Genomic DNA, 14,207 nt, shown 5'->3' on the forward strand with positions numbered 1-14,207 from the left:
GCCCGGCAGCGAAGCAGCGGAAGTACGGCAAACAGGAGAGGCTCCCTTGGAGCTCAGCAGGCTCAGCAGACGAGCGTTCAGCACCCTCGCGGGCACCACCGTCCTCGGTCTGGCGCTCGGCGGCAGCGTGAGCAGCCAGGCACTGCCCCGCTCCGGCGCCCGCGGCCCCGTGCCCACCGGCCCGCCGCCAGGCCCGCCCGCCGCCGACGGGCAGCGCCACCACGTCGCCCTGGACCGCCACTCCCTGCTGGTCGACGGCCGGCGGCTGGCCCTGTGGTCCGGCGAGATGCATCCCTTCCGGCTGCCGAGCCCGTCCCTGTGGCGGGACGTCCTGCAGAAAATGCACGCGTACGGCTACAACGCCGTCAGTGTCCGCGTCGCCTGGAACGCGCACTCCCCCGCCCCGGGCGAGTACGACTTCACCGGCGTCCGCGACCTGGACCTGTTCCTGCGCACGGCCGCCGAGACCCGGATGTACGTCGTCCTGGACCCGGGCCCGTACATCGGCGCGGACGTGGACGCCGGCGGTCTGCCCGGCTGGCTGACGGCCACCGGGGGCGAGGCCCGGACCACCGACCCCGCGTACCTGCGCCACGCCGACGAGTGGCTGGGCCGCGTCAACGCCGTCGCCGCCCGGCACCTGTACACCCGCGGCACCGGCACCGTCCTGCTCTACCGCCTCGACGCCCCGCAGCGCGCCCAGCTGTCCCACCTGCACGAGAAGGTCCGCGCCGACGGGATCGACGTACCCCTGCTGCACGCCGACACCCCCGTCGTCCCGGGCGAGCCCGAGCGCACCGGGAACGCCGGCGAGGCACGGCAGGTCCACCTCGCGCAGCTCGCGCGGGGCACCGCGCTGCACCACGTGCGCACCGCGTTCGGCGGCACCTCCTGGGGCTGGCTGCCCGCGCCGTCCGCGCCCGGCCCGGCGTACGACCCCACCGCCGGGATCGACGAGGCGCGGCGGCCGACGGAGAAGACGGCCCCGCTCCACCAGCTCGGGCAGCTCCTGCGCCACGTGTCCGACTTCACCCGGCTGGAGGAGGCCGCCGAGGTCCGGGCCGCCGACGCCCGCCTGCGGGTGCGGCACCTCGCCAACCCGGACACCGGCACCCACGCCTACGTCGTGCGCAACGACTCCGCCGCCGACGTCACGTCGAGGCTGCCGATGGGCGGGGCCGACGTGGAGGTCACCGTCCCCGGCCGGGACGCCAAGCTGTTCGCCACCGGGCTGCACCTGGGCGCGGGACGGAAACTGGCGTACGCCACCGTGCAGCCCATGCTCTCCATGAGCGTCGGGAAGCTGGACATCGCCGCCTTCGTGGGCCGGGCCGGCGAGAAGGCGCACCTGGTGCTGGACTGCCCGCACGAGCCGTGGCCGACCCGGCTGGACGAGGAGGCCGCCTGGACGTTCGTCCGCGGGAAGCTGCACGTCACCGTGGAGCTCAAGGAGGACCGGCTGACCCGGCTGCGGATCCGCAGCGGCAAGACCGACCGCACCATGATCCTGCTCCTCGCCGACGACGCCGCCTCCCTGAAGCTGTGGCCGTACGAGACCCCGTCGGGCCGGGTGCTGGTGTACGGCCCGGCGCTGCTGCGCGACGCCGCCCTGGACGGGGACACGATCCGGCTGACCGGTGACACCGTCGAGGAGTGCGGCCTGGAGGTGTGGGCGCCGCCGGGCATCACGGACGTGTCCTGGAACGGCGGCCGGGTCCGTACGCGGCTCGGCCGGGCCCACAGCCTGTACGCCACCCGGGCCCTGCCCGCCGTGCCGGAGCTGGTCCTGCCCGCGCTGGACGGCTGGCGGCGCCGCGACGAGAACCCGGAGTCCCGGCCCGGCTACGACGACTCGGGGTGGACGGCCGCCGACCGGAAGACGTCGTTCAGCACGACCCCCGTGCCCGAGGGGCAGCCCGTGCTCTTCGCCGACGACTACGGCTTCCACTACGGCGACGTCTGGTACCGGGGCCGGCTCACCGGCGTCGCGGGCCTGGAAGCGGTGTCGCTGTCCTACAGCACGGGCGCGCGGGGGCTGCTGATGGCCTGGCTGGACGGGGAGCCGCTGGGCACGCACCGCGTGGAGGGGGACGGCCGGCAGGGCACGTGGACCGCGACGGCGCGGTTCCGGCTGCCGGACGGGCTGCGGGCCGCGCTGCGGGAGCGGCCCGGCGCGGGTGGCCCGCCCGTGCTGTCGGTCCTGGTCCGGCGCACCCAGCACCCGCAGGACTACTACAAGGCGGCCCGCGGGCTGACCTCGGCCGCCTTCGAGGGGGCCTCGCCGAGGGTGCGCTGGCGGATCATGGGGGCCGCCCCGGCCGACCCGGTGCGCGGGCCGCTCAACAACGGCGGCCTGTACGGGGAGCGGCACGGCTGGCACCTGCCGGGGTACGACGGCGGCTGGGAGCCCGTCTCCTCCCCCGGCGACGGCGACCGGCGCCAGGGCGTGACCTGGTACCGGACCACCTTCCGGCTGGACGTCCCGCCGGACGTGGACGCCTCCGTCGGGCTGGTCCTCGACGGGCCGGGCCGCGGCCAGCTCTTCCTGAACGGCTGGAACATGGGCGAGTACGCGGGTGACGTGACGGGCGCACCGCACACCTTCGTCCTGCCCAACGGCATCCTGCGCACCCGCGCCGCCGCCAACACCCTGGCCCTCGCGGTGCTGTCCGACGGCGCGCCGGGGCCGGGGACGGTGCGGCTGGAACTGCTGGGCGGCGCGGCCGGAGGGGTCCCGGTGGACCCGGTCGCCTCCCCCGGCCGGCGCCGCTGACCCGGGCGCCCTCAGCGCAGCCGGATCACGTTCCAGGACAGCGGCTCCAGGACGGTGCTCAGCCTGCCGTCGCCCAGCGCCGTGCCGTCCACCGCGTGCGGGACGACCCGCTCGGGCTCGGCGAGGGTGTTGCGGGCGTCGGGGTCGGCGTCCGCGAGGGCGCTGTGCTCGACGACCTCGGTGAGGCCGAGGCCGCCGAGGGCGACGTCCAGCGGCAGCGGCTCGGTGCGCGAGCGGTTGACGGCGAAGACGGTGACCGAGCCGTCGCCGGCGCGCACGGCGGTGGCGTGCAGCAGGTCGGCCTCGCCGTACCTCTTCGTCTCGTACGTCGGTGAGTCCACCCGGACGTCGAGGACCTCGCCGCGGCCGTACTTCGAGGCCTGGGCGAAGGGGAAGAAGGTCGTCTGGCGCCAGGCGGGGCCGCCCGGCTCGGTCATGATCGGGGCGATGACGTTGACGAGCTGGGCGAGACAGGCGACGGTGACGCGGTCGGCGTGCCGGAGCAGGGCGATGAGGAGCGAGCCGAAGACGACCGCGTCGGTGACGCTGTAGTTGTCCTCCAGCAGGCGGGGGGCCTCGGGCCAGTCGAGGGCGCTCACCTCCGCCTGCGTCTTGGCCATGTACCAGACGTTCCACTCGTCGAAGGAGAGGTTGATCTTCTTCTTGGACTTGAGGCGGGCGCCCACGTGGTCGCAGGTGGCGACGACGTTCTCGATGAACGACTCCATGTCCACGGCGGAGGCGAGGAAGGAGTCGACGTCGCCGTCGTGCGGCTCGTAGTAGGCGTGCAGGGAGATGTGGTCGACCAGGTCGTAGGTCTCCTGGAGGACGGTCGCCTCCCACGCGGCGAAGGTCTCCATGGACTGGCCGGAGGAGCCGCAGGCGACCAGTTCGAGGTCCGGGTCGATCTGGCGCATGGCGCGGGCGGTCTCGGCGGCGACGCGGCCGTACTCCTCGGCGGTCTTGTGGCCGGTCTGCCAGGGGCCGTCCATCTCGTTGCCGAGGCACCAGAGCCTGATGCCGAAGGGGTCCTTGTCGCCGTGCTCGGCGCGCAGGTCGGAGAGGGCGGTGCCGGAGGGGTGGTTGGCGTACTCCTGGAGTTCGAGGGCCTCGGCGACGCCGCGGGTGCCGAGGTTGACCGCCATCATCGGCTCGGCCTGGGGGCCGATCTTCTTGAGGAAGGCGATGTACTCGGACAGGCCGAAGCGGTTGGACTCCGTGGTGCGCCAGGCCAGGTCGAGGCGGCGGGGGCGGTCCTCGGCCGGGCCGACCGAGTCCTCCCACTTGTAGCCGGAGACGAAGTTGCCGCCGGGGTAGCGGATGGCGGTCACGCCGAGTTCGCGGACCAGCTCCAGCACGTCGGTCCGTATGCCGTCGGCGTCGGCGGCGGGGTGGCCGGGTTCGAAGACGCCGGTGTAGACGCAGCGGCCGAGGTGTTCGACGAAGGAGCCGAAGAGGCGGGGGTTGACTTCGCCGACGGTGAAGGCGGGGTCGAGGGTGAAGCGGGCGGTTCGCATCGCTGCCTTTCGGAGTTTCGGTTTCGTCTGCGGGGAGCTGGGCGTGGGGTCAGCGGCCGACGGCCGGCCAGCCGTCCTTCGTCCAGGTCAGGGCGTTCAGGCCGAGCTTGGGCGTGCCCTCGTCCTGCGCGTCGTAGTAGTGGTACGCCAGCCAGTCGCGGCCCCGGTCGCGGAAGACCGACTGGCCGCCGGTGCCGATGTAGCGGCCGTGGCCTTCCAGGAGCAGGTCGCCGCCGCCCTCCAGCAGCGGCTTGCCCGTGCTGTCGACGTAGTGGCCCGTGATCGATGCCGACCTGCCGACCTTGATCTTGTACGTGCTGTTCACGCCGGAGCAGCAGGCGTCATGGGAGGCGAAGAGGTAGTAGTACCGGCCGTGCTTGACGATCTCCGGGCCCTCGACCGCGTACGGCTCGTCCGGCCGGGTCGCCAGGTGGTGCACCTGCGCACCGGGAACGGCCTTGCCCGTCTCCGGGTCCAGCTCGACCATGCGGATGCCGGACCAGTAGGAGCCGAAGGACATCCACAGCCTGCCGTCGGCGCGGACGACCGCCGGGTCGATGGCGTTCCAGGTGTCCGTGGTCTCGGAGGAGAAGACCTTGCCGTGGTCGGTCCAGGTGCCGGGCAGGCCCGTGGTGGAGGTGGCGACGCCGATCGCGGAGTGGTTGGTGCCCCAGGAGGAGACCGCGTAGTACAGCCAGTAGCGGCCGGCGCGGTAGGAGAGGTCGGGGGCCCACGGGTCGCCGGTGTCGTTGTACTCGTACCACCAGGCCGGGGGCTCGGCGAAGGCGTTGCCCGCGTCGTCCCAGTGCGTGCCGTCGTCGGAGAGGCGGGCGCCGATGACGCCGCCGGTGGAGTAGGCGACGTAGCCGCCGGACTTCAGGCGCAGGACGGTGGGGTCGTGGATGATCTCCTGGCCCGTGATGGGGCGCGGGTCGGGGTAGCTCTGCGCCGCCTGGGCCGTGTGGGGCAGCAGGGCCATCAGGGCCGCGGTCGCCGCCGCGGTGAGGATTCCGCGTACGGTCACTGTCCCGCCAATCCCGTGTGGGCGACGCCCGCCACGATCTGCCGCTGGAAGAAGACGAAGACGACGATCAGGGGCAGGCCGGCCATGAGGCCGCCGGCCATGAGCTGGGCCCACTGGATGCCGTAGGAGTTCATGACGGTCGCGATGCCGTTCGGCATGGTCATCAGGTCGGGGTTGTTGGTGACCATGTAGGGCCACAGGAAGTTGTTCCAGGAGCTGATGAAGGTGAAGATGCCGACCGCCGCGAGCGAGGGGCGGGAGAGCGGCACGATGATGGTGAAGAAGACCCGCCAGCGGCCGGCGCCGTCGATGAAGGCGGCCTCCTCCAGTTCGCGCGGGATGCCCTGGAAGAACTTGTAGAGGATGTAGACCATCGCGGCCGGCGCGCACTGCGGCAGGATCATGCCCCAGTAGGTGTCGACCATCCCCATCTGCTGGACGGTGGTGAACAGGGGCACGCCGAGCACGGCCGGGGAGATCATGAGGCCCGCCATCACCAGGGCCATCAGGGCGCCCTTGCCGCGGAACTCGGTGCGGGCGAAGCCGTAGCCGGCCAGCGCGCTCACCAGCAGGACCACCGTGGTGACGCAGACCGACACGACGAGGGAGTTGACGAACCAGTTGGTGATGTTGCCGGTCTCGAAGAGGGCCGTCCAGGCCTGGCCGGTCCAGTCCTCGGGCAGCCAGTGCGTGGGTACCTCGACGGCCTCGGTCTCCGACTTGAGGGAGGTGAACAGGGCCCAGGCGAGGGGGGCGAGGAAGACCGCGGAGACGGCGGTGCCGAGCAGCGTGAGCACGATCTGGCCGGGGGTCCAGGCCCGGCGGGGCCGGGTGCGGGCCGATGGTGCGGCGGTGGTCATCGGCCGCCCTCCTCACGGTTGCGCAGCAGCCACATCCGGGCGAGGGCGACGGCCGCGATGAGCACGAAGAAGATGATGGAGATCGCGGAGGCGTAGCCCACGCGGTAGCTGGTGAAGCCCTGTTCGAGGGTGTACTGCACGAAGGTGCGGGTCGATTCCTCCGGTCCCGGCCCGAAGTCCTGCATGACGACGGCCTGGTCGAAGACCTGGAGCGAGGCGAGGATCTGGAGCGCGACGACGAGGCCGGTGATGTTGCGCAGCATCGGCAGCGTGATGTGGAGCGTGCGGTGCCAGGCGTTCGCGCCGTCCAGCTTGGCGGCCTCGTAGAGGTGGGCGGGGATACCCTGGAGGGCGGCGAGGTAGAGCAGGAAGCTGAAGCCGACCGTCCACCACAGGGTGGCGATGACGACGGCGAGCAGCGCGTAGGACTTGTCGGTCAGCCAGGGCGTCTCCAGACCGAAGACGTGGTTGATCATTCCCGTGCCGGGGTTGAACAGCCACTGCCACAGGTTGGCGGCGACGGTGGACGGCAGCAGGAAGGGCAGGAAGAAGCACAGCCGCCACAGCCACTTGCCACGCTCGATGTGGTGGGCGAGCATCGCCAGCAGGAAGGCGAGGACCGTGATACAGGGCACGACGAGCAGCGTGAAGTAGGCGCTGTGGCCGAACGCGTCCCACATCAGGGGGTCCTGGAGGGCCTCGCGGTAGTTGTCGAGGCCGATGAAGCTCGCGCCGTCGCCGGAGATGTTGGCGTCGGTGAAGCTGAGGTACAGGCCGCGCAGCAGCGGCCAGATCACGAAGAGCGCGAACAGGGTGAGGAACGGGGCGACGAACCAGCCGCCGTGCTGGAAGCCCTGCCTGCGGCGGACGGTGGCGCCGGCCGCGGCGGTCCTCGCGCGCGCGGGGCGGACCATCGTCTCGGCGCTGGTGGTGGTCATGCTCAGGCACCTCCCTGCGCGGCGGTCCGGCCGTCCATGGGGTTCTTCATGGCGAGCAGTTCGGTCAGCGCGCCCTTCATCCGGCGGGCGGCGGCCTCGGGCTTGGTGGAGCCCATCGTGGAGGAGACGACGATCGGACCGACGCGCTGGGCGAGGATGCCGGTGGAGCCGGCGAACCACACCTTCGGTTCGGTGGCCTGGTGGTCCATGGCGTCGGCGTACTCGTTCTGCGGCTGGAGCTCCCGGTACGCGGCGGTGGACAGGGTGGGGGTGTAGGCGGGGATGTGGCCGCCGGCCGCCCACTGCCGGGCGTGCTTGACGACGTAGGCGGCGAGCCGGTGCGCGGCCTCGTTGGTGGCGCCGCCGCGGTCCGCCTGGTGCGGGAGTACGAAGGAGTGCGACTCGGCGTGGGTGGCCCGCTCGCCGAAGACGGGCGGCAGCGGGGTGGCGCCGTAGTCGAGCTCCGCCCCCGAGAAGACCGGCACCGACCAGTTGCCCTCCCAGGCGAAGGGGGCGCCGTTGACGAACTGTTCGGCGCCCGCGCCGCCGCCGAAGCCCGGGTCGGCGTACCCGTCGGCGATGTGCCGGCGCAGGAACTCCAGTACCCGGACGGCCTTGTCGGTGTCGAAGGTGACGTCGGTCTTCGCGTCGTCGAACCAGGTGCCGCCGAGCTGGGTGTAGAAGGCGACGAAGAACCACCACTGGAAGTTCTGGTCGTTGTGCCAGAAGCCCATGGTCTGCAGGCCCTTCGCGGTGGCCTTCTTGGCTTCCTTCAGCACGTCGAACCACTCGTCGACGGAGGTGACCGGGACCATCCGGCCGTCGTCGCCGAGCAGGCCCGCCTTCCTCAGCACGTCCTTGCGGTAGAAGCAGAGCTGGACGTGGATGTCGAGGGGGAGGGCGTAGAGCTTGCCGTCGATGACGGCGCGCCGCCACAGCTCGGGGTTGAAGTCGGCTTCCTTCACGCCGTACTTGGCGAGCAGGCCGGTGTCCCAGGGGTCCAGGAGGCGGCCGGGCGAGAAGCCGGTGACGCGGCCCAGGTGCATCACGCCGAGGTCCGGTGCGCGGTTGCCGGCGGCCGCCATGGCGAGCTTGGTGTAGAAGGGGCTGCCCCACTGGAGGGTCGAGTCCTTCACGTCGATGCCGGGGTTGTCCTTCCGGAAGGCGTCCAGCATCGCGATCATGTTGTATCCGTCGCCGCCGCTGAAGAGGTTCCAGTAGCGCACCCGGGTGTCCGCGTCGGAGGCCAGGGCGTCGGCGCCCGTGCCGAGGGCCGCGAAGCCGAAGCTTCCCGCGACCGTCAGGCCACCCGCCGCGGCCAGAAAGTGCCTGCGATTCAGGTCAGGTCGTCCCATGCCCTGCCCATCTGTCATGAAGCTGTTCGATATTTCGGCTGTTCGATATTTCGGATGACGCTCGTAACTTCGAACGGGACCGTAAGGTGGCACGCCGGGCGCGTCAATGGGTCGCGCAGGAATTCCCACGGCCGGGAGTCGTTCCGCGTTGAACAGATGTCCCTCGATCACATGACGCGAGCAGACGGGGACGCGTAATCTCGGAGGGCTTCGGACCGGCCGGGAGAAGGGGGAGACATGAACCTCGCGGGCGCGCGCGGGCGGGCCGTCCGGGCCGCCGCGGCACTCAGACGCTCGCGCGGCGGCTCCGCCGGCGCCCTGGCCGCCGACCTCGCCGCAGCGGCCCGCGCACGGGACCGGGCACCGCGCGACGTGCGGGAGCTGTGCCACACGCTGTGCGCCGAGATGGCCGCGCGCCGCGCCGGCCGACCGGTCGAGCTGCGCTTCGAACGGTTCCCGGACGAGCTGCTGGTCACCGGGGTGTGGGTGGAGTTCCACGACCGCGACCTGGTCATCATCGAGGAGCGGGCCGAGGCGGTGCAGCAACTGGTCATCCTCGGGCACGAGTTGTGGCACATGCACGCCGGGCACCGGCACCACCACGGCGCCGGCTCCACCGCCGTCCGCGCCCTGGCCGACCGGCCCGGCTGGACGGACGAGGCCCTGGCCGCGACCGCCCGCGACGGCTCCCGGCAGGACGACGAGGCCGAGGCCGACGACTTCGGTCACCGCCTCGCCGCCGCCTGCCGGCCCCTGCTGCCGGGGCGGACCGGCACCACGCCCCCCAGCCCCGTCCAGAGGTCGCTCGGCTACCGCGGGCGGGGAGGTGCGCCACGGTGACGACGGTGTCGGCACTCGAACCGGCCGACGTGCTCGGCGAGTTGTACATCTCCTTCTGGATACCGGCCGCGATCCTGACGGCCGCGTTCGCGATCAAACTGCCCACCGTCGTCCGGCTCTGGCGGGACCCGTTGCTGCGCGCGGTCGGCGGTCTGCTGCTGCTCGCCTGCGCGGTGTTCGTCTTCGCGGCCCCCTCGACCATCGCCTGGACCAACCGGGTCACGGGCGTCACCAACATCTCGGCGCCGTGGGTGTACTCCCTGCTGACCGCCTTCTGCGGCTCCTGTCTGCTGCTGATCATCACCTGGCGCAACGGGCCGTCCGAGCGCCCGGCGGCCACCCGCCGCGCCGTGCGCTGGGTGGTCGGCGTCTACTCGGGGGTGATCGCCGCCCTGTGGACGCTGTTCGCCCTCGCCGAGGCACCCGTGGAACGCCTGCGGGACCTGGACACGTACTACGCCACCACGCCGTTCATGCGCGAGCAGATCGTGCTCTACCTGCTCGCCCACACCGTGGCCGTCCTGATCACGTCGTGGCTCATCTGGAACTGGGTGCGCACCGACGGCCTCGACGCCTGGCTGCGCTGGGGACTGATGTTCCTCGGCGTCGGCTACGCGCTGAACCTGGTCTTCGACGCCGCCAAGCTCACCGCCGTCGTGGCCCGCTGGACGGGCCACGACGCGGACTGGCTGAGCACCGATCTGGCTCCGCCCGTCGCCTGCCTGTCCGCCATCGTGATCGCCCTCGGCTTCATCCTCCCGCACGCCGGCCAGTACCTGCACGAACGGCGGCTGATCCGGGCCGCCCACCGCGAGCTGCGGCCGCTGTACCAGTTGCTGCGGTCGGGAGAGGGCGCCGGTCTGCCGTTCGTCCTGCGCTCCACGCCGGAACTGCGCCTCGTCCGCCGCGAGACGTTCATCCGGGACGCGCTGCTCCCGCTGTCCCGGCACATCGACGAGGCGCGGCGCAGGCGGTCGTACGAGGCTGCCCTCACGCTCGGCTTCGCCCCGGAGCGGGCCAAGGCGCTGGCCGCCGCGGTGGTGGTGCTGGACGCCGTGGAGCACGGACGGCGAGCGCCGGAACGCGCGGACGGCACCGGCGAGGTGGACAGCACGGACCTCCTCCACGACATCGGGGCCATGTCCCGGGCGCTGCGCCGCCCCGACGAGATCGAGGCGGTACGCGCCCGTGCGGCCGCCCCCACAGAGAGCGCCCGCACATGAGCCATCGCACCACCGGAGCCGTCGTCCTCGGCGGCTCGCTCACCGGCATGCTCGCCGCCCGCGCCCTGGCGCCGTACGCGGGCCGGGTCACCGTGATCGAGCGCGACGCGCTGCCCGCGGGGCCCGGACCGCGCCGGGGACTGCCCCAGGCCCGGCACGCCCACCAGTTGTGGTCGGGCGGGACACGGGCGCTGGAGGCCCTCGTACCGGGCGTCACCGCCCGGCTCCGGCGGGCGGGGGCGCACCGGCTGCCCGTCACCACGGACATGGTGGTGCTCTCCCCCCGGGGCTGGTACCGGCGGTGGGACGAGTCCCACCAGATGCTGCTGTGCACCCGCGACCTGCTGGACGCCACCGTGCGGGAGCTGGTGTGCGCCGACGAACGGATCGAGGTCGTCGAGAACGCCGAGGCGCTGGGGCTCGACGGCTCGGGCGGCGCCGTGACGGGAGTGCGCGTACGGGTGGCCGGCGCAGGCGTGCGCACGCTGGGCGCCGGCCTGGTCGTCGACGCCACGGGGCGTGCGTCGCGCACCCCGCGGTGGCTGGCGGAACTCGGGCTGCCCGCGCCGAGGACACGGCGGGTCGACGCGGGGGTGCGGTACGCGAGCCGCCTGTACCGGGCCCCTCAGGACGCCCGCGAAGGCTTCCCGGTGGTCAACGTGCAGCCGGACCCGCGGTCCCCGGGGCCGGGACGGGGCGGGGTGCTGCTGCCCGTCGAGGACGGACGGTGGCTGGTCACGCTGTTCGGCACCCGCGGCGGCGAACCGTCCGCCGACGCCGGGGACTTCGAGCGGTACGCCCGCGAGGAGCTGCGGCACCCGCTGATCGGCGAGCTGCTGGCGGGGGCCGAGCCGCTGGGCGGCGTGTCGGCCACGCGGACCACGGCCAACCGGCGTCACTACTACGAGCGCATGCCCGTGTGGCCGGAGAACCTCGTCGTGCTCGGGGACGCGCTGGCCGCCCTCAACCCGGTCTACGGGCACGGGATGTCGGTGGCGGCGCAGAGCGCGCTGGCGCTCCGCTCGGTGCTCGGCCGGTCCGGCTGGGACGCGCCGGACCTGGCCCGGTCGGCCCAGCGCGCGGTGGCCCGTCCGGCGGGCGCCGCGTGGGAACTCGCGGTCGGACAGGACGTGTTCTTCCCCGGCGCCGCGCAGGGCGGGCCGTCGCTGCGGGAGCGGCTGTCGGCGGCCTACGTCGGGCGGCTCGCGTACACCGCCACGGGCAACGGGCGCGTCGCCCGCCGGGTGACGGACGTGATGGCCCTGGAGCGGGGCGCGCACGTACTGCTGGCGCCACGGGTACTGGTGGCCGCGGCGGCCGGCCCGCTCAAGCCGCAGCTGAGCGGACCGCCCCTGACGAAGCGCGAACGCGTAGCCGCCGGGCTGCTGTAGCCGTACGCCGGGACCCGCCCCCGAACCGGCAGCACCCGCCCCGGGGACGGGCCCCGCACGCCCCGGGACCCACAGCACACCTCCGCGGGCCGGCCCCACACGGCCCCGGACCGGCCGCACGCTCCAGTGCCGACCGCACACGCCGCGGACCGGCAGCACAGGCTCCGGCCCGCAGCACACGGCCCCAGACCCGCAGCCCACGCCGCCCAGACCCGCAGCACACGGCCCCAGACCCTCAGCACACGGCCCCAGACCGGCAGCGCAGGCTCCGGCCCGCAGCGCACGGCCCCGGACCGGCCGCACGCTCCAGTGCCGACCGCACACGCCGCGGACCGGCAGCACAGGCTCCGGCCCGCAGCACACGGCCCCAGCCCCTCAGCACACGGCCCCAGACCCGCAGCCCACGCCGCCCAGACCCTCAGCACACGGCCCCAGACCGGCAGCGCAGGCTCCGGCCCGCAGCGCACGGCCCCGGACCGGCCGCACACACCACGGACCCGCAGCACACGCGGCGGACCATCCGCACGGGCCCCGGAACCGCGGCACACGCACCGAACCCGCGTACCCGCCCCGGACCGGCGACCGCTACCCGTCCTCAGCCCGCGAACGCCGGCTGCGGCACCCCCCGCCCCGCATCCGGCACCACCAGCAGTGAACCCGCCAGCGGATGCGGGGCGGTGAGGCCGACGCGCGCCGTGGTGATGTACAGGTCGCTCAGGCCGGGGCCGCCGAACGCGCAGGCGGTGACCCGCGGCACCGGGAGGGGGACCACCCGGTCCAGATCGCCGGCCGGCGTGTAGCGGCGTACCGCACCGCCGTCCCACAGGGCGACCCACACGCACCCCTCGGCGTCGACGCACAGCCCGTCGGGGAAACCGGCGCCGTCCTCGATCGTGGCCAGCGGGCGGCGGCCCGTGATCCGGCCGTCGGAAGCGGCGACGTCGAAGACGTCGATGCGGCGGGTCGGCGTGTCGACGTAGTACATCAGCCGCCCGTCGGGGCTCCAGCCGGTGCCGTTGCTCACCGCGACGTCGTCCAGCACCGTCGTCACCGTGCCGTCCCCGGCGATCCGGGACAGCGTACCGCCGCCGGGTGCCTCGTCGTAGCGCATGGTGCCGGCCCACAGCGTGCCGTCGGGGGCGACGGCGGCGTCGTTGGCGCGGCGGCCGGGGACGGTCTCCCGGTGCAGCCAGCGGAAGGTGCCGTCGGGGTCGAGCAGGCCGACGCCGTCCCGCAGGTTGAGGACGAGCCCGCCGCCCGCACGGGGCTTGACCGCGCCCACGTGCTGCTCGGTGCGGCGCACCGTGCGCCGGCCGGTCGCCGGGTCGTACGTGTGGACGCGGCAGTTCAGGATGTCGATCCACAGGAGGCGGCCGGCCGCCGGGTCCCAGGTGGGTCCCTCGCCGAGGGCCGCCTCCGCCCGGACGGCCACCTCGTACGCCGCGCCCGTCATTCCGCGCTCCGGTGGCCGAGGCGCTCGGACAGGTCCGCGGCGCCCTTGACGGCCAGTTCCTCCAGCTCGCCGAGGCGGTCCTCGCTCCAGCGGATCATGGGCACGGAGATGGACAGCGCGGCGACGACCCGGCCGGTGCGGTCGCGGACCGGTGCGGCGACGCAGGAGACGTCCGGGTTGGACTCGCGGTTCTCCACCGCGGTGCCGCGCTCGCGGATGCCGGCCAGGGCCTCGCGCAGCGCGGCCGGGTCGGTGATGCTGTTCGGCGTCATCGCGGCCAGTTCGGTGCCGTCCGGGAAGCGGGCGGCGAGCTCCGGCTCGGGGAGGGAGGCCAGCAGCATCTTGCCGACGGAGGTGCAGTGGGCGGGCAGCTTCCGCCCGGCCGCCGACACCATGCGCACCGCGTGCGTGGAGTCGACCTTGGCGATGTAGATGACGTCGGTCTCCTCGAGGATCGCCACGTGCACCGTCTCGTCGCAGGTCTCGGCGACGGACCGGGCGACCTGCTGGCCCTCGGCGGCGAGGTCGAGGTGCTCGGCGTAGCGGGCGCCGAGCTGGTACGGACGCACACCGAGCCGGTACCGTCCGGGCTGCCCGGCCACGGGGACGATGTATTTGCGGGCGGCGAGCGTGGTGACCAGCTCGTGCACGGTGGTGCGCGGCAGCTGGAGCCGGCGCACGATGTCGGGGGCGGAGAGCGTGCCGTCCCCGTCGAGGAAGAGCTCGAGTATGTCGAGAGCCCGGGTCACGGCTGGTACGAGGCGCCCCATGTCCGGCCCCCTCCCTAAGTTGTTCGAGATTTCAAAAGGCGATCGGAATAACGAACACAGGCT

General features: G+C 73.2%; 11 protein-coding genes. 4 read left to right on the forward strand and 7 right to left on the reverse strand.

Annotated elements, in window-relative coordinates; translation table 11 throughout:
• The first annotated feature begins 46 nt into the window (after positions 1-46).
• Positions 47-2,773, forward strand: coding sequence for a beta-galactosidase (locus AMK11_RS03165; protein ID WP_073722784.1), 2,727 nt, complete (start codon positions 47-49; stop codon positions 2,771-2,773).
• A gap of 11 nt (positions 2,774-2,784) precedes the next feature.
• Here AMK11_RS03165 and arfA read toward each other — a convergent pair whose 3' ends face one another.
• The 5 genes from arfA to AMK11_RS03190 are packed head-to-tail and all read right to left on the reverse strand — an operon-like array spanning position 2,785 to position 8,467.
• Positions 2,785-4,290: an arabinosylfuranosidase ArfA gene (gene arfA, locus AMK11_RS03170; protein ID WP_073722786.1), complete on the reverse strand. Its 1,506-nt coding sequence runs from the start codon at positions 4,288-4,290 to the stop codon at positions 2,785-2,787.
• A 49-nt stretch (positions 4,291-4,339) separates the two neighbouring features.
• Entirely contained in the window at positions 4,340-5,314 is a 975-nt protein-coding gene (locus AMK11_RS03175; protein WP_443333920.1) for an arabinan endo-1,5-alpha-L-arabinosidase, read from the reverse strand.
• Positions 5,311-6,174: a carbohydrate ABC transporter permease gene (locus AMK11_RS03180; protein WP_073722788.1), complete on the reverse strand. Its 864-nt coding sequence runs from the start codon at positions 6,172-6,174 to the stop codon at positions 5,311-5,313. Before AMK11_RS03180 ends, AMK11_RS03175 begins: the two co-directional genes overlap by 4 nt.
• The gene (locus AMK11_RS03185; RefSeq protein ID WP_073722790.1) at positions 6,171-7,112 is read right to left on the reverse strand and encodes a carbohydrate ABC transporter permease; all 942 of its coding nucleotides are present in this window, start codon (positions 7,110-7,112) and stop codon (positions 6,171-6,173) included. The genes AMK11_RS03180 and AMK11_RS03185 overlap by 4 nt, the downstream gene beginning before the upstream one ends.
• A 2-nt stretch (positions 7,113-7,114) precedes the next feature.
• Positions 7,115-8,467: an extracellular solute-binding protein gene (locus AMK11_RS03190; RefSeq protein ID WP_073722792.1), complete on the reverse strand. Its 1,353-nt coding sequence runs from the start codon at positions 8,465-8,467 to the stop codon at positions 7,115-7,117.
• A gap of 237 nt (positions 8,468-8,704) precedes the next feature.
• On the opposite strand from AMK11_RS03190, the gene AMK11_RS03195 reads away from it, so the two are divergent.
• From AMK11_RS03195 to AMK11_RS03205, 3 genes are read left to right on the forward strand one after another with little or no spacing between them, the layout of a single operon-like run.
• Positions 8,705-9,307, forward strand: a complete 603-nt coding sequence (locus tag AMK11_RS03195; protein ID WP_073722794.1) for a toxin-antitoxin system, toxin component family protein — start codon at positions 8,705-8,707, stop codon at positions 9,305-9,307.
• Positions 9,304-10,530, forward strand: coding sequence for an MAB_1171c family putative transporter (locus AMK11_RS03200; RefSeq protein WP_073722796.1), 1,227 nt, complete (start codon positions 9,304-9,306; stop codon positions 10,528-10,530). The genes AMK11_RS03195 and AMK11_RS03200 overlap by 4 nt, the downstream gene beginning before the upstream one ends.
• Positions 10,527-11,921 (forward strand): FAD-dependent oxidoreductase, encoded by a 1,395-nt coding sequence (locus tag AMK11_RS03205; RefSeq protein WP_079187184.1) that lies wholly within the window; start codon positions 10,527-10,529, stop codon positions 11,919-11,921. The genes AMK11_RS03200 and AMK11_RS03205 overlap by 4 nt, the downstream gene beginning before the upstream one ends.
• 595 nt (positions 11,922-12,516) lie before the next feature.
• On the opposite strand, the gene AMK11_RS03210 is transcribed toward AMK11_RS03205, so the two are convergent.
• Positions 12,517-13,374: an SMP-30/gluconolactonase/LRE family protein gene (locus tag AMK11_RS03210; protein WP_073722798.1), complete on the reverse strand. Its 858-nt coding sequence runs from the start codon at positions 13,372-13,374 to the stop codon at positions 12,517-12,519.
• Positions 13,371-14,144: an IclR family transcriptional regulator gene (locus AMK11_RS03215; RefSeq protein ID WP_073722800.1), complete on the reverse strand. Its 774-nt coding sequence runs from the start codon at positions 14,142-14,144 to the stop codon at positions 13,371-13,373. Before AMK11_RS03215 ends, AMK11_RS03210 begins: the two co-directional genes overlap by 4 nt.
• Between the last annotated feature and the right edge of the window lie 63 nt (positions 14,145-14,207).

The organism is Streptomyces sp. CB02414, from assembly GCF_001905385.1.
Classification (GTDB): Bacteria; Actinomycetota; Actinomycetes; order Streptomycetales; family Streptomycetaceae; genus Streptomyces.

Excerpts from the sequence above, each read along its gene's own strand:
- AMK11_RS03210 (WP_073722798.1), bottom strand. The coding sequence starts at position 13,374 with ATGACGGGCGCGGCGTACGAGGTGGCCGTCCGGGCGGAGGCGGCCCTC.
- AMK11_RS03190 (WP_073722792.1), bottom strand. The coding sequence starts at position 8,467 with ATGGGACGACCTGACCTGAATCGCAGGCACTTTCTGGCCGCGGCGGGT.
- AMK11_RS03185 (WP_073722790.1), bottom strand. The coding sequence starts at position 7,112 with ATGACCACCACCAGCGCCGAGACGATGGTCCGCCCCGCGCGCGCGAGG.
- AMK11_RS03215 (WP_073722800.1), bottom strand. The coding sequence starts at position 14,144 with ATGGGGCGCCTCGTACCAGCCGTGACCCGGGCTCTCGACATACTCGAG.
- arfA (WP_073722786.1), bottom strand. The coding sequence starts at position 4,290 with ATGCGAACCGCCCGCTTCACCCTCGACCCCGCCTTCACCGTCGGCGAA.
- AMK11_RS03195 (WP_073722794.1), top strand. The coding sequence starts at position 8,705 with ATGAACCTCGCGGGCGCGCGCGGGCGGGCCGTCCGGGCCGCCGCGGCA.
- AMK11_RS03205 (WP_079187184.1), top strand. The coding sequence starts at position 10,527 with ATGAGCCATCGCACCACCGGAGCCGTCGTCCTCGGCGGCTCGCTCACC.
- AMK11_RS03180 (WP_073722788.1), bottom strand. The coding sequence starts at position 6,174 with ATGACCACCGCCGCACCATCGGCCCGCACCCGGCCCCGCCGGGCCTGG.